The sequence below is a fragment of the Piscinibacter sp. HJYY11 genome, from assembly GCF_016735515.1.
Lineage (GTDB): Bacteria > Pseudomonadota > Gammaproteobacteria > Burkholderiales > Burkholderiaceae_C > Rhizobacter.
The window spans coordinates 142,191-165,543 of record NZ_JAERQZ010000001.1 but is presented as its reverse complement, the minus strand read 5'-3'; the positions used below and the strand labels follow the sequence as shown (position 1 = coordinate 165,543).

Here is a 23,353-nt window from a genome sequence, read left to right as displayed (position 1 = left end):
GGTGTCAGCCAACCACCATGCGACCAAGCGTCGGGAGCGCGAGAGCTTAGGGGTCGAATGTGTCGAAGCCTTGACACGCCGAGGCACGGTTAGCCATGCCGAGAGCCACGCCCATGTCACACGGCATGGCTAACCTGAGGCATCCACGTACGCCATCGCGGCCTCGCGCGCGCCACGCCATGTCCAGCCTGTTCATTCCCTCCGGTGCACCGTCGGTGTGGCGCTTTCCGCCGCTGCACTGGGTGCTGGCCGCACTCGGCCTCGCCGCCACGATCGCCACCTTCTATTCAGGCCTGAGCTTCATGGTGGTGAGCTGGGGACAGGTGGAGGAATACAGCTACGGCTACTTCGTCCCCGCGATCACCGCCTTCCTCATCTGGCAGCGCAGTGACCGACTGCGAGAGATGGAGTTGCAAGGTTCATGGACCGGCATCGCTCTCGTACTGCTGGCCCTCGTGATGGGCGTGGTGGGCGAGTTCAGCGCGGTGCGCCTCTTCAGCCAGTACGGCTTCGTGGTCGCGCTCTTCGGCCTGTCGGTCTGCTGCATCGGCTGGCGCGGCACACGCGTCATCGCCGTGCCGCTGGCCTTTCTCTTCTTCATGATCCCGCTTCCGCAGTTTCTGCTGCGCGAGCTGTCGCAGAGCCTTCAGCTGCTGTCGTCGCAGATGGGCGTGGCGCTGATCCGCGCCTTCGGCATCAGCGTGTTCCTTGAAGGCAACGTCATCGACCTCGGCAGCTTCAAGCTGCAGGTCGTCGACGCCTGCAGCGGCCTGCGCTACCTCTTCCCACTGATGGTGCTGGGCCTGCTCGCTGCATATTTCTTCCAGGCGCCGTGGTGGAAGCGCGCGCTGGTCGTGGTCTCGACCGTGCCGCTCACCATCGTCATCAACAGCCTGCGCATCGGCCTCATTGGCGTGACGGTCGAGTACTGGGGCCCGACCATGGCCGAAGGCCTGCTGCACGACTTCGAAGGCTGGTTCATGTTCATGATCTGCCTCGCGCTCCTGGTGGCCGAGATGGCACTGCTCGCGCGCTTCAGCTCGCATGGCCGGCCGCTGCGCGAGGTGTTCGGGCTGGAGTACCCTGACCCGCCGCCCAAGGGCGCATCGGTGCAGTACCGGGCCTTCTCTGCGCCGCTCGCCACGGGCGCACTGCTGCTGGCCGCCGCAGGTGCCACGCTGCTGCTGTCACCGGTGCGCGACCAGGTCAAGCCCGTGCGCACACCCTTCGCGATGTTCCCGATGCAGTTCGACGGCTGGACCGGCCGCCCGGACCACATCGACCGGGACATCCTCGCCTGGCTGGCGGTCGACGACCACGTCATCGCCAACTACTCGCGTGGCACGGAGCCCTGGGTCAACTTCTACAGCGCCTACTACGCCACCCAGAGCGGCGGCCAGTCGGCTCACTCGCCGCGCACCTGCATCCCGGGCGGTGGCTGGGCGATCACCCAGATGGCCGTGACCGAAGTACCGCTGCCGCCCCCGGCCGGCATGACGAGCCTCGCGGTCAACCGGGCCGTCATCCAGAAGGGCGAGCACCGCCAGCTCGTCTACTACTGGTTCAACCAACGCGGCCGCATGCTGACCGACGAGCTCGAGGTGAAGTGGTTCATCCTGAAGGACGGCATCACCCGCTCGCGCTCGGACGGTGCGTTGATCCGCCTCGTCACCCCGATTGCCCGCGGCGAAGACATCGCGCTGGCAGACCGGCGCCTGACCGGCTTCACCGCCACGCTGCTGCCACGACTGAAGCAACACATCCCCGACTGACGCCATGACGACCTTCACTTCCCCCCTGCGTACCCTCGCCCTGTGCAGCACCTTCGTGCTGCTGGCTGCCTGCAGCAGCAAGGCCGACCGCATCGAGTCGGGCCTCGTCAAAGGAGCCGACTACGTGCGCCAGGCCGACTGGGACAAGGCCAGCGTCGAGGCGCGCAACGTGCTGCAGATGGACCCGAAGAACGCCCAGGCCTACTACCTCGCCGGGAAGATCGCCGAAGCGAAGGCCGAGGTGCAGCGCGCCTACGCCAGCTACAGCAAGGCGGTGGAGCTCCAGCCGCAACACCTGGATGCGAAGGCCGGCCTGGCGCGCCTGTTCCTGCTGGCCGACCGTGTGCCGGACGCCGAGGCCGCCATCGCCGACGGCCTGGCCCTCGACCCGAAGCACCCCGGCGTGCTGACCGCCCGCGCCGCCCTCACCGCACGCAAGGGCGACGCCGAAGGCGCGATCGCGCAGGCGCGTGCGGTGATTGCTGGCGAGAAGGCGCCGCCGGTCGATCCGAGCGTGCTCATCGCCGGCCTCTACACGGCACAGGGCAAGACCACCGCGGCACTGGAGGCCATCGAGGCTGCACTCAAGGCCCACCCGAACCACCTCGGCCTGCTGCAAGTGGCCGCCAAGGTGGCCGCTGCCAGCACCGACCCGACCGAGCGGGCCCGCGCCGCCGGCTACTACCGCACGGCCAGTGAGCAGGCGCCGCGCAACACCGAGCTCTGGACGGCCTGGGCCGTCCACCACACCCGTCTCAACGAGCTCGACGAGGCCGAAGCCGTCTTGCGTGCGGCGATCAAGTCGCAGCCCGACGACAGCGCGCGCCAGCTGTCGCTGGTCGATTTCATGGCGGCACGCCGCAGCAAGGACGCGGCCGAGAAGGAGTTCCTCGCCCTCATCGACAAGCGCCCGAAAGACACGGCGCTACGCTTCGGGCTCGCCAACTTCTACCGCAACAGCCAGCGCCCTGACGACGCGCGCAAGGTGCTGCAGGACATCGTGGCCAGCGGCAAGGAGAGTCCGGCCGCCTTGACTGCCCGCAACCAGCTTGCCGCCGAGGCGCTCGCGCTCGGCAAGACAGGCGAAGCCAAGACGCTCAACAGCGAAGTGCTCACCGCCAACCCGCGTGACGGCTCTGCGCTGCTGATGCGGGGCCGCCTGCAGCTGGCCGATGGCGACGCCCGCAGTGCCATCATCGACCTGCGTGCCGCCGCAAAAGACCAACCGGGCTCTCCTGAAGTCACCGCTCTCCTCGCGCAGGCGCACCGCGCGGCTGGCGAGCCGCAGCTCGCGCGTGAGGTGCTGGTCGACGCGGTCAAGTTCAAGCCCGGCAGCGCCGACCTGCGCCTCTTGCTGGCGGCCGACATGGCCGACGGCAAGGACTACGCAGGTGCCACTGCCGAGATCGACGCGGCCCTCAAGGCCGCTCCGCAGCATCAGCGTGCCCATGAGATGAAGGCGCAGATCGCGCTCGCGCAGAAGAACCCCGCAGGTGCCGAGGCGGTCTACACCACGCTCAAGCAGAAGGCCCCGAGCGACGCCAACGCGCCACTCAAGCTCGGCCAACTCTATGCCGAGCAGAAGAAGTACGACGCGGCCCTGAAGGAATTCGACCTCGCGGCCAGGCTGGCACCGAAGGCCGAGGCCCCGGTGCTGTCGGCCGTCGGCGTGCTGATCGCGCAGCGCCGCTTCGACGAAGCCCACAAGCGCATCGACGGTTTCGCCGAGCAGATCAACGCTCCCGCCTTTGCACACCGCATGCATGCGGAGGTGGCCGTGGCGCAGGGCGACCTGGCCCGCGCCGAGCAGGCATACCAGCGCATGGTCGAAGCCGCTCCCACCTCTCCTGCGGCCTACCAGGGCCTGGCGCAGGTGAAGGCCCGCCAGGGCCGCATGCCTGAAGCCCTGGCCCTGCTGGAGAAGGCCGAGAAAGCCAACCCGAACGACAAGGCCCTTGCTGCCCTTCGAGCGGAGTGGACGGTGCGCGCTGGCCGCAACGACGAGGCCATCACCCTGTACGAAGCCCTGCTCAAGCGCAACCCGGGCGACCCGGCCGCCGCCAACAACCTCGCCTACCTGCTCAGCGAGACACGTCCGCAAGACAAGGCCAGTCTTGAGCGCGCACTCGGCCTCATGCGGCAATTCGCCGATTCACCCAACCCCGAGTACCTGGACACGCTGGGCTGGACGCATTACAAGCTCGGCCAGTACGGCGAAGCCGTCATCGTGCTCGAGCGCGCCGTGAAGCGCGCGCCAGATGCCGCATTGCTCCAGTTGCACCTCGGCCTGGCCCTGCACAAGAAGGGCGACACCGCCCGCGCCCAGGCGCACCTGAAGAAGGCGCTCGACAGCAAGACCGCACTGCCCGGCCTCGACGAAGCCCGCACGCTGCTGGCCATGAAGTGATACGGGAAGTCGCGCCGCGCTTGCCCCGCGGCGCTGTCGAGGGCGTCAGTCGGATCGGCGCCGACGGGCGATGAAGACCATCACGCTCAAACCACCGGCCATCAGCGACCAGGGTTCCAGCATCGGCTCTTCCTTCGGTGCGCGGCGCGCGTCGGACACCACGTCATCGGCACGCGGGCGCGCACTGCGCGCACCGCTCCCCACCGAGCCGAACTGGCTTTGCACCGAAGGGCGTGGGGCCGCCGTCGGCAGGCGGTGCTCGCGCACTGCGGTCAGCACCTGGCCCGGACGCTCGGCGCTGCTCGGCGTGGCGGCGAGCAGCGCGCCACCGGCGGCGATCATCGCCAGCCAATGTCCCGTAGCCCGTCTCGTCTTCTGCTCCCGGATCACGTCGCATCCCTCACTCGTGTCGGCATCAGTCTGCGCATCGGCTGTGACAAGCCGTCGACCTTGCGTCCGTGAGGGGTGATCCCTTCAGGTCAACCGTGTGCAAGGTGTCACATGCCGACGCCACACTGCATGCATGAGCGATGCCATCAACACCCCCTCGATCAGGGGCCTGCCGCTGCGCAGCCTCGCCTGGCGCGCGCTGGCCTTCATGCTGCTCTTCATGGCGATGCAGGCCGGCTGGGAGGCTGCACGCGGCAGCTGGGTAGAGCGACTGTGGGTGCACCACCTGACCGTGCAGAGCGCCACGCAGGTCATCACGACGCTCACGCCCGAGATCCATGCTGTCGCGAAGGGGCCGCGCATCACCGCCCCCGGTGGCGGCATCAACGTGCTCTTCGGCTGCGAGGGCACCGACGTGGTGTTCATGCTGACGGCCGCGTTGCTGGTGTTCCCCATGACGTGGCGCAAGCGCCTCGGCGGTTGGATCGCAGGCTTGGCTTGGGTGCTTGTGCTCAACGTGCTGCGCATCGTGGTGCTCTTCTATGCCTATCGGAGCGACCCGGGCGTGTTCGACCTGCTGCACACGGCGGCGGCGCCGCTGGCGATGGTGGTGCTGACGGGGCTCTTCTTCCACCTTTGGCTTGCGCACAGCAGTCCGGCGCCGAGTGCGGCCCCTGCCACATGAGCAAGGCACTCGTGCTGCGTGTGCTGCTGGCCGCGGCCGTGGTGCTGACCATGGCACACATCGGTGCTCGGGATGTGGCGCAACTGCTGCTGCCGATGCTCCGTGAGGCGCTGGCCGTGGTGGCGGATGACTTCTCGATCCAGCACTTCGAGCTGACGCAGGAGCGCGCAAACACCACCATTGGTGCCCTGGCCGTGCAGGAGCGCACGCTCTTCCTCGGTGGGCAGGCCATCGTGCCCGATGGGCAGCAGGTGGTCGTGGCGAGCACGACGGTGGGCACGGTGATGCAGCCGCTCCTCGTGCTTGCCGTGCTCGTGCTGGCGTGGCCTGCGCGCTTGCTCGAGTTCATCGTGCGGCTCGGCGTTGCCGCCGGGGCCGCCATGGTGGTGCTGCTGCTGGATACGCCCTTTTCGCTCGCCGCATGGCTGTGGGACGTGCAGCTGAAGATGTACGAGCCTGGCAGCTCGTCGCCCTTGTTGTGGTGGAACGTCTTCCTGAATGGCGGCGGGCGCCTGGCACTCGGCCTCGTGGCCGCCGCGTTCGCCATCACCCTGGCGCAGCACTGGACGACACCGTCCAGACCACCGCAACCGGGGCGCTGACCTCAGATCAGTGGTGGACCTTCGTCCGTCTGAACACTGCCATCAGCATCGCCACCCACAGGGTGGCGTTCACGACGGCCATGGCCGCAAATGCGGCCGCACCGACCAGCTGCATGACATGTCTCCTTCATCACGGCTGTCTGATTCGCATGGTACGCAGGCACGCCGGATACTTGTGTGACAGAAGGCACGGTTTGACCGGGCTTTTCCGACGAGCAAGCACCAACGATTTCAACGACCTGGCTGAATGATATAAACCATATATACGATTTTCAAGGAGAGCCCATGTCCACGGCCACGTCTAAGCCCCTTCGCACCCCTGCTCGCAAAGCCACGACCTCACGCGCCCCCGGCCGAAAGTCACCGGCGGCCAAGGCCCCGACGCAAAAGTCGGCCGCGCGCAAGGCCACACCGGCAAAGAAGGAGGTCGACGCGGCTCCCGCCGAGGCCAAGCTTGCCGGCAAGAAGCCGAGGCTGGTCCGTGACAGCTTCACCATGCCGCAGCAGGACTTCGACTTGATCGCAGCCCTGAAGAAGCGGGCGCTTCTCGCAGGCCATGCCGCGAAGAAAAGCGAGCTGCTGCGCGCCGGCCTGCATGCGTTGGCCCGGCTGGACGAAACTGCCCTGCTAACCGCCCTCGACGGGTTGACGAAACTGAAGGCTGGGCGGCCCCGCAAGGAACGGTGAGCCGCCTCCGGGCTCAGTGTTTGCCCAGTTCGCCCCATCCCGTGGCCACGCGCCGGTAGGCACCTTGTGGGTCCAACGCCGAGAGTTCCACCTGCTCGGCCGTTCCCTCCACCACCTCACCGAGGAAGGTGAAGGCGATCGCCCGTCGCGTTGCCTTGAAGGTGGACAGCTCGGGACCGTCTTCGGCCCTCGTGTAGGACTTGAAGCTGTACACCGTGGCAGTCTGCTGCGCAAAGCTCATGTCGGGCACCTCATGCACTGGTTGAGGACACCGCAGCGGCCTGGTTGCGCCACAGCGGGGCACGCCCCGCTGTGTCACACCACCCACGGCAGAGGGCTCCGTGCGACGAGCATGGACCATGCCCGCGCCACCCTGTTCACTTTCGACCAGCCTGGCGCCGCGCCGCCACCCCGAAGAGCAGTGTCGCCATCAGGATCGCCGCCCACTCGGGCAGCGTCGGCACCTCGCCATCCCCACCGCCCGGGCCGGCGGCCGTGACGGCGAAAGACTGGCTGACCTGCGCCGCGGCGGCATAGGTGAAGTTGCCGCCCTGGTCGGCCGCCACCGTGCAGGTGCCGGTGGCCACGAGCGTGAGCGTGCTGCCAATCACGGTGCACACGAGCGGCGTCAGGCTGCTGTAGCTCACGACGAGTCCGGAGCTCGCGGTACCGGCGAGCGTGACCGGGCCGCCCGTCACCGGCACATCGGGCAGCGGTGGGAAGGTGATCGTCTGCGCCGCGCCTGTGGCGGTGATGCTGAACGAGCGGTCGACGCTCGGTGCTGCGGCGTAGGTGCCATTGCCAGACTGGTCGGCCCGCACGGTGCAGGTACCGACCGCCAGCAGGCTCACCGTGCCACCGGCCGTCACGCCGCAGGTCGACGGCGTGGTGGAGCTGAAGCTCACCACGAGGCCCGAGCTGGCCGTGGCGTTCACCGCGAAACTGCCGGAGCCGATGATGCGGTTGGGCAGCGTGCCGAAGCTGATCGTCTGCGCCGTGCCGCTCGAGAGGTTCAGGCCGATCACCACCGGGTCGTGGTCGGACGCACGGTAGGGTGTGGCGCTGTAGTAGTCGGGGCCGCAGGTCGGGCAGGCCGGCTGCTTGAAATCGAGGTTGTAGTCGATGATCGACGGCTCGTCGGCGTTGATGTGCCAGTGCACCGCGCCCGTCACCTGCGTCGACAGGCTGGGCGTGGTCAGGGCGTGGTCGAGCGCACCGGCTTCGCCGTCGAACACGTAGGAGTAGCCGCCCGCGGCCTCGTTCACGAGGCCGCCAACCACCAGGTCGTTCACCGGGTCTTCCTGCCCGTAGGCGTTGAGGTCGCCGATCACGATCACGTCGTCGTCTGCCGCCGCCGTCTTCACCGTGTTGATGAAGCTCAGGAGCGCGGTTGCCTGCTGGCGGCGCGTGCTGTTCCAGCAGCCTTGGCCGTCGCCCTGGTCGGCGTCCGCGCCGCCCGAGGGGCAGCTGCCCTTGGACTTGAAGTGGTTGACGACCACGCTGAACCTCTGGCCACCGGCCGAGAAGGTCTGCGCGAACGGTGGGCGGTTGTGGATCGCGTTGCCGTCGCTCATTGGGGAGCCCGAGAGTGCGAGCGTGCCCGGCTTGTAGATCATCGCCACGCGGATCGCATCGGTGCCGGTCGTGGGTGGGGCCGGCACGACGGCGTAGACGGAGAATCCCAGCTGCGCGTTGAGCGCATCGACCAGGTTCTGCGCGGCGGAGTTGCCGTTGTTCTGGATCTCCATCAGGCCGAACACGTCGGCATTGATGGTCACCATCGCCTGCACGATCTTGGCGCGCTGGCGCAGGAACTCGGCGTTGCTGCTGGCACCGCGGCACAGCGAGGCCGAGGGCGTGTCGCTGCCCTGCGTGCACACCTGGCCGGTCTGGCCGGCGGCGTTGGTGCCGTCGGTGAAGGTGGTGAAGTAGTTGAGCACGTTGAAGCTGGCCACCTTCACCGTGCCACCGGCCGGGGGCGGCGTGGCAGTGCGGTGGTTGACGCGGGTGAAGCTGGGCGCCACTGTGGGGTGGATGCGGTACATCGCGAGGCCGTCTGTGAGATTGGTCGCGAGGCCGTAGTCGATGACGCCGGTGATCCCGGCAATCGTGTCGCCGGCGCGCAGGGTGTTGTCGGCGCCGATGTAGGGCGTGGGGCTGGGGTTCTGGCTGCTCAGGCCATCGTCCAGCATGATGCTGCTGCGGGCGTTCAGGTCCTGCAGGCTGAGCGCGAGCGGCGTGCCGGGGCGGTGCACGTTCGTCGGCTTCACCAGCCGGCCGTTGGCCGACAGCGTGACCTGGCCGTAGCGGCCCTGGAAGTAGTTCTGCGAGGCGGTGAGCGTGGTGTTGATCTGCACCAGCATGCCTTCGTAGCGCTCGAGGTCGCCCTGGATGGCGATCGGAAACGTGATGACCGTCGGGCCGATGGTCCCGGTGCCCAGGAAGGTCGTGTTGCTGAGGCTCGTGAATTCGGTGACCGGGTTGGCCGCTGTGATCGCGTTGCCGGCCGCGCCGGTGTTGAACTCGGTCACGCTGCCGGTGATCTGCACCAGGTGGCCCGGCGAGACGATGGGGGCGGTGCTGGTGAAGACGAAGATGCCGTCCGACGTGGCGGGGTCGCCGTCACCGGTCGGATCCTGGAGGAAGTAGCCGTTGTTGTTGACCTTGGTGACCACGCCCCGTGTGGTGCGGCCGCCGCCGGTCATCGTGCTGGTCACACCGCTGCCCTGGATCGTGTAGATCGGGGTGAAGGTGGGCGATACCGCCGCAACGTTGAGCGTGACGGTGCAGTTCGCACTCTGGCTCTCGTTGTTGGCGAAACTCACGACCACCGGGTAGCTGCCGGCAGATATAGAGCCATCGAGCGCGAGACGCACCGTGGCCGTGCCGCCATCGGCCAGCGCCGGCGTGAACGAGGTCAGGCTCATGCCCGCGACGCTGCCGCCCGCGAAGGAGGCGGCGTTGACGATGCTGTCGGCATCGGCAGCCGAGAGCGCGAAGTCGATCACCGCGCCGGTGGCCACGTTGAGCGTGCTTGGGCAAGAGGGCACAACCGGCTGCGCGACCACGCCGCAGCTGCCGCTCGGCGAGGCCATGTTGCGCGGCGTGGGCCCGGCGACGGTGAAGTCCGTGCTGTTGTTGTCGGTGTCGGTGCAGCCGCTGGCGTTGCGGATCAGGGCGGTCGTGGCCGATGGTGAGGGAGCCACCGCAGTCTCGAAGCAGTTGCCGCCGCCGAAGCCGACCAGGTCGACGATCGTCGGGTCGCTCGGGCACGCTGAGGCGGGCAGCGAGGTGGTGCTGCTCACGAGGGCCACCTTGCCGGTCGTGGCGCTCATGTTGAAGCCGCCGCTGAAGTTGGCCGCGGGCAGCGCCACGCCGTTGGCGCCGCCGCTGCCGAGCTGGATCAGCAGGTACTGGCCGGCGCCGATGGAGCCGGTGAGATTGACCTTCTGGCTGCCCCAGCTGGTGCCCGTGGCCGAGGTGTACTGGATCGACCAGTTGTTGATCGACACCGACGCGGCACTCGCGTTGTAGAGCTCGACGAAGTCGTGGGTGTAGGGCGCGCCGGCATTGCCGCCGCCGCCGTACACCTGGCTGATCACGACGCCCGAGGTCGACGCCAGCGCCGTCGCGCTCGTCACCATGCCTACCACCGCGAGTGCGGCCAGCCAGCTCCGTTTCATCACGCTCTCTCCTGTCAGCGCGTCATTGCTTCTTGCGACGTGCCACGAAACCGAGGCCACCGAGACCGGCCAGCAGCAGCGGCAGCACGCCCGGCAGCGGCACGGCCGACACCGCGCCCGTCATCACGAAGTCGGTGGTGTTGCCTTCGGGCGTGACCTGGAAGCCGCTGCCCGAGAAGCTCAGCAGGTAGTTGCCGGCCGCGGGGCCCGAGCCGATGCTGAAGAGCGTCTCGAACCAGAGCCCGGCGATGGTGAGTGCGGAGCCGCTCTGCTGCACCTGCAGGAGCGGGCCCCCGTAGAGGTCGCTCGCCGCGGTGAAGCCACCGGGCGCGGTGCCGAAGAACACCTCGAAGGTGTCGGTCGGCGAGCTGGGCACGATCGTGATCTCGTTGCCCACGAGGTTGACGTCGTCGAAGGTGGCGCTGACGAGGAAGGTCGAACTCGTCGGCAGGCTGGTCGCCGCAGCAAGGCCCACGCTTGCGAAGTCGACGCGGTAGCTGCTGCTGGCAGTGACGATGGCGGCCTGCGTGCTGCCGGCCATGGCGACCCACAGAAGGGCGGCAAACGCGATGAGTTTCTTCATGGGTGTCTCCGGGTTCAGATGAAGCTGCCGCCGTTCTTGCGGCGGATGCCGATCACGGCCGGCTTCGGGATGCCGCTCGTGTTGCCGGCGATCGTGTTGCTCGGCCACTGAGAGCCGAAGGGCACGGTGCGCGTCTGGTTGAAGGTGCTGCTGCCGTCGAGCGAAAGCATCTCGATCGTGCGGCTGCGCGGGCCGGTGTTCTGCGCGTCGATCGGCGCGTTCTCGCCCGGGTGTTGCACGGCGAGCAGCAGGTGGTCGCCGACGAAGGTCGGCCCGGTCAACTCGCTGCGCATGGGGCCGATGGCAAACGGCAACTGCTTGCCCGCATCCGGCCCTTCGGTCGGGATGCAGAACATCCAGTTGTTGCCGTACACGCCCACCAGATTCGCCGCGTTGCCCGAGCCGGCCAGGGCGTGGTTGATGGTGGTCGGCGTGGCACTCGTGCCGAGGCCCAGGCCGTTGTGCAGGTTGGTGGACATGTCCATCACGCCCCACACGTTGCCCTTGGGGTCGAAGGCGAGGTTGTCGAGGTTGGCAAAACCCGCGCCGTTCGCAGCACCGGACTCTCCACCCTGCAGGAAGCGCGACCAGGTGAAGGTCGTCGCGGCGGGGTCGTTGCCGGCTTCCACGATCTTGTAGAGGCCACCGCTCTGCTGTTCGGTGTTGATTGCGGCGTTGTACTTGCTCACCGTGAAGATGCGCGAGTCGGCATAACCATCGCTGCCGGCGGCGCCGTCGGTGAACGCGATGAAGACTTCGCCGGTCTTCGGATGCACTTCCACATCTTCCGGGCGCGCCGAGGGCGTGCCGCCCACGAGATTGGCCGCGGCGAAGGCATCGCACAGGATGGCGCCTTGCGAGGTGTAGAAATTGGCCAGCGTGCGGCCCTGGTAGTCGGGCAGCGCGGAGGCTTCATTGAGCGTGGTGCAGGCGAAGAAGCCGCCGTCGACCGTCTGGCCTGCGACACCGGCTCGGCGCGGCAGGTTCGTGAGGCCATTGCGGTCACGCACGCCTTCGCTGGCGAACTGCGCCGAGGTGAGCGCGCTGGGCGCGTTGGGGTTGGTCGGCGTGGACAGCAGCAGCGGGATCCAGGTGCCGGTGCCGTCAGCGTTGAAGCGGGCAACGTAGAGCGTGCCGTTCTCGAAGAGCGCGCTGTTGGCGGTGTCGGTGACGTTGCCCACCACGCCGTGACTCGCGAACTTCCACACGTGGCCGCCGCGTCGGTCGTCGCCCATGTAGGCGGCCAAGGGCTGGCCTGCCTGCACCTTGAGCGCCACGTTCTCGTGCCGGAAGCGGCCGAGCCAGCTGTGCTTCTTGGCCCGCACGGCGGTGTTCTTCACGTCGATCTCGACAACCCAGCCGTACTTCTCGCCAACCAGGCCGAACTCCGCACCGGCGGTGCGGCTGCCGGTATCGGTCTGGGTGCCGGCGCTGAGGTAGCCGGTCTGCGTGCCGTTGGGCAGCACACCTTCGGTCACGCCGAGGAAGAAGGCACTGGGGTCGGCCTGGAAGTTCTCTTCGCAGGACAGGATGGTGCCCCACGGCGTGGTCCCGCCGGCGCAGTTGGCGATCGTGCCGATGATGCGGTTGCCAAGCGTGTCGGTGCTGAGCGGGAAGACGTCGGTCGCGGCCGGGCCGGTGCCCACGAGGTAGCGATCGTCGCCGACCTGGTGCGGGCGGTTGCCCCACGAGGTGACCTGCGAATAGCTCACCGTGCCGCGCGCATTGGTGTAGTAGGCATCGGTACGCTGGCCGTTGATGGCAAGACCCGACAGGCCATGCAGGCGACGATTGTCGACATGGCCGGCCACCACCGTGAAGCGGCCACCACGCGAGATGCGGCGGATGCGCAGGATGGAGCCACCGACGTTGTAGAGGCTCTCGCCGATGTATTCACGCGTGCGGGTGGTCGGGATCGGGTAGCCGATCACACGCTCGAATACGTTGTTCCCGGCCGGCGCGGTAATGGCCGACTCGGGGCAGATCTCGGAGAACGGGTACGAGACGTACTCGTGGTTGGTCCACAGCAGGCCTTCGTTGGTGCCCGACAGCGGGATGTAGCCGGTGTAGTCGGCGTTGAAGCCGACGTACTGGCTGGCATCGGCGAACACGCGGTCGCCCCAGGCGCTGATGACGTACCGCTCGAACTCGGGCGCCACCACCACATCGTCGATGACGGTGTAGGTAGGCAGCTCGACGGCGGGCCCGCCGGTCTCGGTGGGGGCGATGAGCGAGCCGGCGCCGTTCACGCCGGTGGGCAGAAAGTTCTGGTTGGTCACGAAGATGGGCAGCGGGAACGGCACGCGCACGGGTGTGAAGCTCACCGGCACAGGGGCCGCATTGACCGTCTCGGCCGACAGCAGGCCGCCGAGGCTCACGGAGCTCACCGCCACGCCGGTGCCACCGACGAAGCTCAGGAAATTGCGGCGATTCAGGTCTTGCATGGAATTCGTCTCCTGGGGTGTTCCTGGGGGATGACTAGGCGCACCGATCCATCACCGCCGGCACAGCGCCTGCGGCGGATCGATGACGTGTGTGAGGGACCGGGGGCGGCGCCGCTAGTCGGCGGCCTCCAGCGGCACGGGTTCGGTGTGGCCAATCTGTGCCAGCTCGACCACCACTGCACGCGCGCAGGCGAGCGCACCCAGCGCATCGGCCATGCGGCGCGCATCGGGCGGCGACGCCTCGCCACGCAGATGCCCCTCCAGCCATTCGAGCTGCCGGGCGATGTGGGCGAACTCCTGCACGCTCGCCATGTCACTTGTTCTTGCGTCGGCGTGCGGTCGCACCGAAAACCGCAATGCCCGCGGCCAGCAGCGGCAGCGCAGCGGGCAGCGGCACCGCCGACACCCCTGCCGCGATCAGGTTGCCGGAGTACGAGGCCGGCGAGCCTTCGAGCTGGCCACGGATCTGCAGCGTGTAGTTGCCAGGCACGAGGCCTGCCGCGGGCGTGATGGCGATGCTCTGGGTGAACGGGCCCGAGGTGTTGACGGTTCGCCAGCTCGTGGCCACCACACCCGCCGCGTTCAGCAGGTTGACCTGCAGGTTGCTGATGCCGAAGGTCGGCAGCCCGCCTGCGCCGTCGTCGAACAGGAACGCGGCCACGAGACTCGTGACGCTGGCGTCGCCGGACAGCACGAAGGTCCAGCGGTCGATGAAGTTGTAGGGGCTGGGCAGCGTGAGGCTGCTCAGCGAGAGGTGGCTGCCGGTGTCGTTGGCGAAGGCGACCGAGGCCGGCGCCGTGATGGTGCCGAGGCTGCCGGTGTAGTCGGCCTGGGCGACGCCCGCGGCGCCGAGAAGTGCCGCCATGGCGGCGGCCTTGAGTGCTGGGTGCTTCACGAAACGTCCCTCCTGGATGTTGACCTGATGGTGCGCGGACGCGGTGACAGGGTGTCTTTCGCCGGGCGACGCCGGCATGGCCCGATCGAGCCGGCCCGCTCCGGGACCGGCCCTGAGTCGTTCAGCGCAGCGGCAGCAGACGGTAGTACGGCGTGCCTTCGGCAGGCAGGCGCAGGTCGTAGAGGCCGTAGCCCGGCACCGTGAGCCGCGCCACCGAGCGGAACGGGCCGACCGCGTGTTGCGCGGACTGCAGCACATAGCGCCCGGGTCGCAGGGTGTGGGTCGTGGCCATGATCTGGCGGCCGCGCTGCACCACCTTCACACCACCGAAAGGGCGTGCCAGCGGGTCACCGATGAAGACGCCCTGCCCCGGCATCAGCACGCTCTTCCAGTACGCCTCGATCAGCGTCTCGCCACCGAGGTAGCGGCCCATCAGCACCGGAATGTCCGGGAACTTCTGGCGGAAGTTGCACGGCTCCACCACCGTGCCGTAACTGCCGGTGGCGCCGGCCGAAAGCCAGTCGAGCGCCGAGGTCTGGAAGCTGTCGGTCAGCATGCCGCCGAGCGACGTGAGGTGGTCGGCCACCGCGCCGTCGAGGAAGCGGTTGCTCTTGATCCGCCGCACGAACTGAGAGCCGGTGAAGGCGAACATCACGTCGCGGCGATCCTCGAGTTCGTCGGCCTGCACCACCTTCACCGGGTAGCCCGGGCCGAGCGAGCGCTTGACGGTGTCGTAGGTGACAGACCGGACGTTGCGGTTCGCATCACCGGTGTTCACCAGGTAGCCCGTGCCGCGCGGCCACTGGCCTTCCGCGCGCAGGCCTCGGTCGATCAGCGCCAGCGCCTCGTCGACGTCGCGGCCGGCCAGCATCATGGCGGGGCGCAGGCCATGGTCGCTGTGGGGGGCGTGGCTCGGGCTGTTGTAGTACGGCGAGCGGCGGGTGAGCTGGCAACCCGTGGCGCAGTAGGCCGGGTCGAAGCCGAAGGCGAAGGCGCTGGTGATCGACATGCAGTCCACGCGGTATGGCTGGGTCCATGCCAGTGCAAAGGCTTGCACCCGATGCGGCACACGCTCGGCCAGCTGCTGGTGCACGCGCTGGAAGTCGGCCAGGCTCATCACAGACTGGCCGGGCGGGAAGCTCACCCGCAGCACCGCCTCGGGCGCCAGCCCTCGTTGCCGCTGGTAGTGCTCGCCGATGCGCACACTGTCCGGGTCGGCTTCGTTGACGACCACGGCGAGATCGGCGGCACGCAGGCCGACCTCAGGCAGCAGCAGCTTGGGCAACTCGGCGGCCGATGCCAAGGCGGCCACGGCCCAGGCCGCGACGGCGGCGCAGGCGCGGCGAAGCCTCATGCGCGCCCGTGGCTCCACAAGCGACGGTACCAGGGCGTCCGCATGCCCGGCTCCGGCTCGCGGGCCTGGCTCATCACGGTGCCGATCAACGGGAACGGGGCCAGCAACTCGCTGGCGCTCTCGACGTCTTGCACGGACGTGGTGTGCTCTTCCACCACCAGCAGCGTGGTATCGGCCTGCGGGAGGAAGGCCAGCGCATCGGCGGTGTCGAGGAGCGGCGGCAGGTCGACGATCACGTAACGGTCGCGATAGCGCTGCTTCATTTCAAGGATCGACTGCTGAGCCGCACGCGTGGCGAGGAGCTCCGAAGAATTGAGCACCGGTTGCTCGCCCGCGGGCAGCAGCACCAGACGCGCCACGCCGGGGTTGACCAGAAGGTCCTGCAGCGGGCAGCCATCGGTGAGGTGGTCGCTCAGGCCAGCGGCGCCTTGCAGGCCGAAGAGTGACTGCAGGCCACGGCCCGAGAGGTCGGCATCGACCAGCAGCACTGCCGAGTCGTAGTCGGCCGCCATCGTGAGCGCGAGGTTCACCGCTGTCATCGACTTGCCTTCGATGGCACGTGGGCTCGTCACCGCCAGCAGGGTGTGGCCATCTGCGCGCATGCGCTGCAGCACCTGGTTGCGCAACATGCGGAAGGATTCGCTGAGCGGCGAGCGGTCATGCGAGACGATGCCGTGCGTGCGCCGCAGGCGCGCCAGCGCCTCGCCCACGACACGGGTGCTCGAGTACTCGATGTGCAGGGGCCGCACACGTGAATCGGGTTCGGCCTGCGCCGGGCGCACCACGTGTACACGTGCGGCACCGGCTTGCGCTGACGGCTCGCCTCCCATGCGTGCGTCATCGTCGTTGAAGAGCTTCATCACATCACCCCGTCCATCCGCCTGCATTCAGTTGGCCACACGCCGCAGCAGCGAATACCACGCCACCTCGACCGGCATGTAGAAGACATGGAACGCTGCCACCCCCAGCATCAGCACCACGGCGACCACCCCCAGCCACAGCAGACGTCGACGCGCACGCCGGCGCGCGGCCAACGGGTGCACCAGCGGCGGCAGCACGGCGAGCACAGGCACGTGCAGCAGACGCATCACGTCGCGCGGTCCATGCACTGCGCGGTCCAGCGACTCGCGCACGGCCGCCGCACCGATGCCGACCGCGATGGCCAGCAGCAGGCCCATCACCAGGATCAGCAGGCGGTTGGGGCGCACCGGCTTCTCGGGAAAGATGGGCGGTTCGATGAGCGTGAAGCGCTCGGCCTTGCGCTCCCGTTCGAGCTGCTCGGCCACCTGGGCCTGCATCTGCTTGTCGCGCAGTTCGCGGAAGCGGGTGCGCGAGCTGTCCATGTCGCGCACGATCTCGAGGTATTCGCGCTCGACCTCGGGCGACTGGCTCACGCGCGCGTCGTACAGCGAAAGCCGGTTGCGCAGCTCATCGCGCTCCTTGCGCAGCGAGATGAGCTGGGCGGCATTGGTGTCGATCTGCGCCTTGAGGTTGAGGTACACCGGGTTGTCGGGCTTGCGCGGCGTACGCGGCGCGGGAGCCGGGGCTTCCTCGAGCGCGACGATCTGGCGCTTGACGCGTGCGATGTCGGGGTGGTCGTCGGAAAACTTCTGTCGCAGCTGCGAGAGCTGGGCGTCGAGCTCCTGGCGGCGCGCTTCGCGATCCGTCATGTCGCCCTGTTCGCCTGTCTCGGCCTGCAGCACCGCGATCTCGCGGCGCAGGCGCTTCACGTCGGGGTGGTCGCTGCTGTAGGTGCCGATCGCGGCGCTCAGCTGCATTTGCAGGGCCTTCAATCGGTCATCGGGGTCGAGCACCGCGCCGCCAGCACTCATGATCGGCAGCTGCGGCTTGGTGTCGGCCAGCTGCGCCTGCAGCGAGGCAGTGCGCTCGTTGAGGAACAGGATTTCACGCTCCAGCCGCTGGATCTCGGTGGCCGAGCGCTCGCTGCCCATCTGGTTGGAGAGGCTGAGCTCCGGCAACCTGCCCTGGTTGCGCTCCTTGAAGGCCGCCAGCTTCTGCTCCAGCTCAGCGATGTGGCGCGTCACGCGCGACAGCTCTTCATCCAGGAACGAGGTGGTCTCGGCCGCCTTCTGCTGGCGGTTCTTGACGTTCTCATTGAGGTAGAGCGTGGTCAGTTCGTTGGCGATCTTCTGCGCCGCAGAGGCGTTCTCGCTGTCGTACGAAAGCGTGAAGGCGATGGTCGACTTGACCGGCGATCCGGTGCGACGGTCGGTCACTTCGGCGCTGATGGGCGTGAGTTTGATGTCGCGTCGCATGCGGTCGAGGATCTCCTCGCTCGTCTCTCGCTGGCGGGCCGTGCCGTAGAGGCCGTGGCGATCCACCATCTCCAGCAGCGTCGCGCGCGTCATCACCTGCTGGCTGATGACCTGGATGCGCTCGTCGGCAAAGCTCGTGACGGTGGAGCGCACGAACTCCGGCGGGATCTCCTGTTCCTTGATGAGGATGGTCGCGGTGGAGCGGTACACCGGCGGCAGCACCACCGCCACCACCACCGTGATCGCCAGCAGCACGCAGAACACGGTGATCGCCAGCGCACGCCGGCGCCGGAGCATGCCCAGGTGGTCACGCAGCGAGCGCGACGGCAAGGCCGTCGGGTCGGCCAGAGCGGAGAAGTCTTGTGCGAGAGCGGTCATGGTGGTGGTGTGGATCGTCGGACGCTCAACGGGAAGCCTCCAGTCGAGGCCAGTCGAGGCTCAGCGACACGGCGACGCTGCTCGAGCGCGCACGGCCGGCGAGCTGGCTGCCATGCGCACGGCGGTGCGTCGCACCGGCCTGGAGGCTGAGGTCGTCGCTCAGGCGTCGGCTGATCGACAGCGACAGGCTCTCTTCGGAGCGGGTGATGTCGCCGCCGAAGCTGCCGTAAAGCGCCCGGTTGCGCGCATAGCCGACCGAGCCGCTCATCACAGGCGAGAAGCTGTGGCCGAGCTGCGCACTGAGCGTGTCACGGCGGGCCACGACCCCCACCCCGCTGGGCGATTGTTCGCGCGCCGCGTTGAGCGAGAAGTCGGTGGTCTCATCGAGCTGCAAGCGGCCGGAGAGGTTGAACTGCAGGCCGCGCTTGGTCTCTCGCACAGCCTCCGCCACGAGCACATAGAAGGACGGGTTGTCCACACACCACGACGGCGCGAGACCGCACACCCTCACGAAGCGCTGCCCATCGTTGCGGCTGCGATAGCCGCCGATGCTGAGCGACAGGCTGTAGCGCTCCGTCATCGCCTGCGACCAGCCGAGGCTGAGCTGGTCGGTGGTCGACCGGTAGGTGCCGGCCTCGGTGCGGTAACGCCCGTGGCTCAGGTTGAGGCTCCAGGTCTGCAGCTCGGTGGAGCGGTACGACAGGCCGCCGCCCAGACTGCCGTTGCGGTAGTCGCTGCCGCCGCTTGCGCCATAGCGCGTCCGGTCGAACGAACCCTGCACATGGCCACCGATGCGCGGCGAGAACTGGCGCGACAGCCGGGCAGACACCAGGCTGGAGCGTCGGCGCGAGCGGCCCACCAGCACGTCGCTGTTCTCGATCTGGTTGTTGATGTCCTGCAGGTAGCTGGCCGACAGGTCCAGGCTGTGCAGCGGGTCGTCGAAGGTCTGGGTCAAGCCCCACTGGCCGTCCAGGCGATCGTTGCTGCCCGGGCCCTGCTCTTCCACGGCGGTCATCGCAGCGCGCACGCCGGTGCTGGCGTTCTCCGAGCGGCGGCTTGCCTGCAGGCTGGTCGACACTGACAGCGCGTTCATGCTGCCTCGCGGGTTGATCGCCAGGGGCGCGTTGTCGTTGACCTCATAACGCGTGCTCAGCTTGTTGTCCAGCGTCCATTGCTCGGCCCGTGTTGCCAGAGGCGCCAGGAGCAGGAGGAGGCCGGCCTTGCATCGTGGGTTCACGGCACCAGCAGCACGTCTCCGCTCTTCAGCGTGATGTTCTGCGAGAGGTCGCCGCCCTTGCGGATGCGCGAGTATTCGAACGGGATGGAGGTCGATTTCCCATCCACCTTGCGGATGATCTGGATGCCGTCTTCCGACGCGAACGGTGTCATTCCGCCCGCGATGCTGAGCGCCTGCAGCACGTCGATGTTGCGGCCGACCTGGAAGTCGCCCGGCTTGTTGACACGGCCGAGCACATAGATGCGGTAGCTCGCCACCCGGGCCACCGAGACGGTGACCACCGGGTCGGGCACGTATTTCGACAGGCGCTTGACCAGCTCGTCTCGCACCTGCGTCGCAGTCTTGCCCGCCACGATGACATCACCGGCCAGCGGGAACGAGATGCCGCCATCGGGCCGCACCAGCGTGGCGGCCTTCAGCGTCTCGTCGCGCCAGACCGAGATCTCGAGCGCATCCTCGGGGCCGATCACATAGGCTGGGTCGCCAGGCTCGGCGGCGGGCAGCGCCACCGCCGGAGCCGCGACCATTTCGGCGACCACCTCCCCCTCCGCCGTGACCTGCTGCGGTGTGCCGGGCAGCTTGAAGCCGGCGCAGGCCGACAAGAGCGCCACCATCAGGACCGCGCCGCCCCGCATCCCCCTCAGAACTTGTTCGTTCGCCATGGCCACCCTTTCAGCGATTGGCCGTAGGAGCGAAACGCTCGGCCTCGGCCTTGTCGCGGTACTCCTGCACGAGGTTGAAGGTCTTCACGTCGCCGAGCCCGAGCACCGGGTCGCGCTGCTTGAGCACGTCGCCCACCGTCTTGTGGCGGTACTTGTCGAGCAGCTCGGCGCTCAGCTGTAGCAGGCGCTCGTTCTTCTCACTGCATTCGCCGACCAGCGCCACCTGCGCGTCGTGCTCGCGCTTCAGTTTGGCCTGTGCCTCGTCACGCTGCTTCAGCGCACGCTCGCCAGACACAGCGCTGGCTTCCGCGGCCAGCTTTCGCTCAGCGAGGTCCTTCTCCAGGGCCGCCACCTTGTCGGCAAGTTGGTCGCGCTCGGTCTCGGCGGCCTTGAGCTTTTCCTGCAGTCTGGGCAGCGCGCCTCTCAGCGCCGCCACTTGCTGGCTTTGTGCCGCGACCTTCTTGTCGAGCTCGGCCTTGTCGGTCTCGAGCCTGGCCTTCGCGGCCTGCGCCTCCTGGGCCTGCTGCTGCGCCTGCTGAACCTGCAGCTGGGCGCGGCGGGCCGCCTTCTTGGCCTCGTCGGCCGACTGTGCCCATGCGGGCGTCGCGCCCAGCAGGATCAGGAATGAAAGGATCAGCCGTTGCAGCATGGGTCACCTCCTCAGAAGCGCACGTTGAGCTCGACCTGGAGCACATCGATCGACAGCGGGGCACCCGAGATCGCGTCGCCGCTGAAGTAGCGGACCGACGCCGCCGTGTTCTTGCCCACGCCGTAGCTCAGGCCGAGGATGTAGCCCTTGGCATCGGTGCCGCCGAGGCGGAAGTCGCCGTCGGTGTAGGCATCGACCACCGCGTCGCGCTCCAGGCGCTTGTAGGCCATCGAGGCCTGCCAGTCATGGGCAGCCTTCATCTCCGGAGAGCCGAAGGCCACGCGGATCTGGTAGCCCGTGGTCTCGGGGGCGACGTCGCGACCCACGCGCTCGCTCACCCGGGCGCGGTCGAAACCGATGTTGCGCACGTAGTCGCCGGTGATCGCGACGCGCCTGCCGCCCGGCACCGGAAAGTCAACCTGCCCGGTCAGGTTCACGAGGCGGAATTCGGAGGCCAAGGCCAACAGTGGCAGGGGTCGCAACGGATCGGTCGAGGACGAAACGTTGAAATAGGTGTTTCCCTTTTGCGCGAACTGCACCGCGGTGTACTCGCGGTCGCTCGTGCCGGGCGTGCTGTACTCGCCGACGATGTTGTCGTAGTGGTAGTACGCCAAGCCGAAGCGCGCGCCCATGCGCTCGGCGGTGCCAAGGCGCGTCACACCGGCCTGCAGGCCGTACAGCCACTTGTCTTCGCGCGACAGCTCCACCTCCTGGATGGGCGTTGCACCTAGCGTGGCAAAGCCCTGCCACTCGGCTGTGAGCTCCGGCGTCCACTGCAGGGCGAGGCCATCGAATCCGAGGTCGTTGGCCCAGACGAGGTCGGTGCTGAACCAAGGGTTGCCGAATCGGCCCAGCACCGCACTGAAGTTGCCACGTTTACCGCGGACGTAGGCGCGGTCGAAGGCGACGGTGAAACGGTTGCCGTAGTTGCCCAAGGTCTGGTTCGACGAGATCGGGTCGCTGCTGCTCCCCGTAGTAAGGCGCAGTCCGGCCGCCCAGTGCTCGTCGACCTTGGCGGTGAGGCCCGCACGGGCACGCACGCGGAAACGCGTCCGGTCTTCCGTCGTCGTGGCGGGCGAGACTTCCAAACGCTGGCGATTGGTCTCGGTGACGTTCGTGAAGAACGCCGCGGGCGAGTTACTCGAAGCGTAGTCGTCATACTGGTAGCGGGTTCGCAGATCACCCTCCCATTCGAGCGAGCGCACCCAGGCCGGCACCGAACCCGGCTTGGCCCACCCCTCGCGCGCCGCACGGGCCGCGAGGTCGAGCTCCACCTCGTCCTTCAATTCCTTGCGCTGGAACTCCGGCATGTAGGGGACCCGGACCGGGCCGGGCTTGTTGGCCTCGGCCAGCAGGGCATCGGCCTTCTCCCGTGTCAGCACACCCTGCTCCACCAGCATGTTGATGAGCTTGATGGTGGCAGCGCGCAGCTGCTCGGCATCGGCTTCGGGTGCGGCGAGCACCGGCGTGGCGCAGAGCGCAAGGGCCAGCAGGGCGGTCGGGCGGGAGAGGGATTTCATGGGATTTCCGAGAGGCACGGGTCAGGAGCGGTTGCTCAAGCGCAGTTGGATCGGTCGCATCGAGCTCGGCGGCACGTCGCGCAGCGGCGCGATGTCGAGCAGGGTCAGGTGGATCAGTTCGTCGACTTGCGCGTTGCCGGAGCCCGTCACGATGTCGGCCTTCTGCACCTTGCCGTCATCACCGATCCACACCTTCACGACGACGCGGAAGTCGTCGCGCAGCACCTTGCGGTTGCGCGACAGGGCCTCGAAGAAATGGCGTTGCAGCAGGCCCGAGTAGTAGGCCCCGCCGCCACCGGTGGTGAGGAGGTCGCGGCCACCGCGGCTGGCCTGCAGGCCGAAGCCGTCGCTGCCGGCGGCGGCATCCGCATCCACGCCAAGAGGCTTGTCGGAGGCCGGCTTGTCATCGGCCGGTTTCTCGGCGGGCTTGGGCTCGTCCTTTGGCGCCTCGACCTTGACCTCTTCCTTCACCTTCGGCGGCTCCGGCGGCTTTTCCTGCGGCTTGGGCGGCGGTGGCGGAGGAGGCGGCTTGATCAGCGCCACCTGCTGCACGCCGCGAGGCTTGGCGGCCGGCGTGGAGAGAAAGCCGACAAGCCACCACACCGCCGCGGCCAGCAGCCCCAGGCCGGCCACGATTAGCACAATGCCCCTGAGCCTGCCGGATGCGCCGTTCGGCTCGTCGAAGTCTTGCATGGTGGTTCCGGCGACGCCGCTCTACTTCACCAGGCGCTGTGTGACGAGCCCCAGCTGCGTGATGTCGAGGCGGCCCATCAGGTCGAGCACGTCGACGACTTTCTCGTAGTGCACCTTCGCGTCGCCCTTGATGACGACCGGGAAGCTCGGGTTCACCGCCTTGAGCTGTCGCAGCCGGTCTTCCAGCTCCTGCATGGTCACAGGGTGGGTGTCGAGGAAGATTTGACCGTCGTCGCGGATGGTGATGGCCTTGGTCTGTGGCTTGGCGAGGCTCGGCGCGGCGCTGGCCTTGGGCAAGTTGACCTTGATGCCCTGCACCGAGGCCGTCGTCATGATGATGAAGATCACCAGCAGCACATAGGCCAGGTCGAGCATGGGCGTGACGTTGATGTCGTCGTACGCCTTGTTGGCCCCTTGGACTTTCATCACTTCACCC

21 protein-coding genes are annotated in these 23,353 nt (G+C 67.9%); 5 read left to right on the top strand and 16 right to left on the bottom strand.

Annotation, left to right across the window (positions count from 1 at the left end):
- The first annotated feature begins 179 nt into the window (after positions 1–179).
- Positions 180–1,772 (top strand): VPLPA-CTERM-specific exosortase XrtD, encoded by a 1,593-nt coding sequence (gene xrtD / locus JI745_RS00740; RefSeq protein ID WP_201803003.1) that lies wholly within the window; start codon positions 180–182, stop codon positions 1,770–1,772.
- Between the two features lie 4 nt (positions 1,773–1,776).
- Complete coding sequence (locus JI745_RS00735; RefSeq protein WP_201803001.1) at positions 1,777–4,179, top strand: tetratricopeptide repeat protein; 2,403 nt, start codon at positions 1,777–1,779, stop codon at positions 4,177–4,179.
- Between the two features lie 45 nt (positions 4,180–4,224).
- Here the strand turns inward: JI745_RS00735 and JI745_RS00730 are convergent, their stop codons facing one another.
- On the bottom strand, positions 4,225–4,521 hold the full coding sequence (locus JI745_RS00730; protein ID WP_201802999.1) for a hypothetical protein: 297 nt from the start codon (positions 4,519–4,521) through the stop codon (positions 4,225–4,227).
- A 181-nt stretch (positions 4,522–4,702) separates the two neighbouring features.
- Between JI745_RS00730 and JI745_RS00725 the strand changes: the two genes are divergently transcribed.
- From JI745_RS00725 to JI745_RS00715, 3 genes are all read left to right on the top strand, one after another.
- Positions 4,703–5,254 carry an archaeosortase/exosortase family protein gene (locus tag JI745_RS00725; RefSeq protein WP_201802997.1) on the top strand — a complete coding sequence of 184 codons (552 nt, stop codon included), beginning with the start codon at positions 4,703–4,705 and terminating at the stop codon, positions 5,252–5,254.
- Complete coding sequence (locus JI745_RS00720) at positions 5,251–5,856, top strand: hypothetical protein (RefSeq protein ID WP_201802995.1); 606 nt, start codon at positions 5,251–5,253, stop codon at positions 5,854–5,856. The genes JI745_RS00725 and JI745_RS00720 overlap by 4 nt, the downstream gene beginning before the upstream one ends.
- Before the next feature lie 285 nt (positions 5,857–6,141).
- Positions 6,142–6,543, top strand: coding sequence for a hypothetical protein (locus JI745_RS00715; RefSeq protein ID WP_201802994.1), 402 nt, complete (start codon positions 6,142–6,144; stop codon positions 6,541–6,543).
- Between the two features lie 13 nt (positions 6,544–6,556).
- On the opposite strand, the gene JI745_RS00710 is transcribed toward JI745_RS00715, so the two are convergent.
- From JI745_RS00710 to JI745_RS00640, 15 genes are all read right to left on the bottom strand, one after another.
- Entirely contained in the window at positions 6,557–6,784 is a 228-nt protein-coding gene (locus JI745_RS00710; RefSeq protein ID WP_201802993.1) for a hypothetical protein, read from the bottom strand.
- A 136-nt stretch (positions 6,785–6,920) separates the two neighbouring features.
- Positions 6,921–10,226, bottom strand: coding sequence for an ExeM/NucH family extracellular endonuclease (locus tag JI745_RS00705; RefSeq protein WP_201802992.1), 3,306 nt, complete (start codon positions 10,224–10,226; stop codon positions 6,921–6,923).
- Between the two features lie 22 nt (positions 10,227–10,248).
- Entirely contained in the window at positions 10,249–10,809 is a 561-nt protein-coding gene (locus JI745_RS00700; protein ID WP_201802991.1) for a PEP-CTERM sorting domain-containing protein, read from the bottom strand.
- A 14-nt stretch (positions 10,810–10,823) separates the two neighbouring features.
- Positions 10,824–13,253 carry a PhoX family phosphatase gene (locus tag JI745_RS00695; RefSeq protein WP_201802990.1) on the bottom strand — a complete coding sequence of 810 codons (2,430 nt, stop codon included), beginning with the start codon at positions 13,251–13,253 and terminating at the stop codon, positions 10,824–10,826.
- A 114-nt stretch (positions 13,254–13,367) separates the two neighbouring features.
- On the bottom strand, positions 13,368–13,565 hold the full coding sequence (locus JI745_RS00690; RefSeq protein WP_201802989.1) for a hypothetical protein: 198 nt from the start codon (positions 13,563–13,565) through the stop codon (positions 13,368–13,370).
- A gap of 1 nt (position 13,566) precedes the next feature.
- Entirely contained in the window at positions 13,567–14,148 is a 582-nt protein-coding gene (locus JI745_RS00685; protein ID WP_201802988.1) for an FxDxF family PEP-CTERM protein, read from the bottom strand.
- Between the two features lie 121 nt (positions 14,149–14,269).
- Positions 14,270–15,502: a TIGR03790 family protein gene (locus JI745_RS00680; RefSeq protein ID WP_201802986.1), complete on the bottom strand. Its 1,233-nt coding sequence runs from the start codon at positions 15,500–15,502 to the stop codon at positions 14,270–14,272.
- The gene (locus JI745_RS00675) at positions 15,499–16,362 is read right to left on the bottom strand and encodes an AAA family ATPase (RefSeq protein WP_201802984.1); all 864 of its coding nucleotides are present in this window, start codon (positions 16,360–16,362) and stop codon (positions 15,499–15,501) included. The genes JI745_RS00680 and JI745_RS00675 overlap by 4 nt, the downstream gene beginning before the upstream one ends.
- A gap of 27 nt (positions 16,363–16,389) precedes the next feature.
- A complete protein-coding gene (locus JI745_RS00670; protein ID WP_201802982.1) occupies positions 16,390–18,156 on the bottom strand; it encodes a GNVR domain-containing protein in 1,767 nt (588 codons plus the stop codon).
- A gap of 25 nt (positions 18,157–18,181) precedes the next feature.
- Positions 18,182–19,393 carry a hypothetical protein gene (locus JI745_RS00665; protein WP_201802981.1) on the bottom strand — a complete coding sequence of 404 codons (1,212 nt, stop codon included), beginning with the start codon at positions 19,391–19,393 and terminating at the stop codon, positions 18,182–18,184.
- The gene (locus tag JI745_RS00660; protein WP_201802980.1) at positions 19,390–20,055 is read right to left on the bottom strand and encodes a polysaccharide biosynthesis/export family protein; all 666 of its coding nucleotides are present in this window, start codon (positions 20,053–20,055) and stop codon (positions 19,390–19,392) included. The genes JI745_RS00665 and JI745_RS00660 overlap by 4 nt, the downstream gene beginning before the upstream one ends.
- A gap of 10 nt (positions 20,056–20,065) precedes the next feature.
- Positions 20,066–20,704, bottom strand: a complete 639-nt coding sequence (locus JI745_RS00655) for a hypothetical protein (RefSeq protein ID WP_201802979.1) — start codon at positions 20,702–20,704, stop codon at positions 20,066–20,068.
- Between the two features lie 11 nt (positions 20,705–20,715).
- Positions 20,716–22,224: a putative porin gene (locus tag JI745_RS00650; protein ID WP_201802978.1), complete on the bottom strand. Its 1,509-nt coding sequence runs from the start codon at positions 22,222–22,224 to the stop codon at positions 20,716–20,718.
- A 21-nt stretch (positions 22,225–22,245) separates the two neighbouring features.
- Positions 22,246–22,917, bottom strand: a complete 672-nt coding sequence (locus JI745_RS00645; protein WP_201802977.1) for a TonB C-terminal domain-containing protein — start codon at positions 22,915–22,917, stop codon at positions 22,246–22,248.
- A gap of 21 nt (positions 22,918–22,938) precedes the next feature.
- Positions 22,939–23,343, bottom strand: coding sequence for a biopolymer transporter ExbD (locus JI745_RS00640; RefSeq protein ID WP_201802976.1), 405 nt, complete (start codon positions 23,341–23,343; stop codon positions 22,939–22,941).
- Positions 23,344–23,353: the final 10 nt, after the last annotated feature.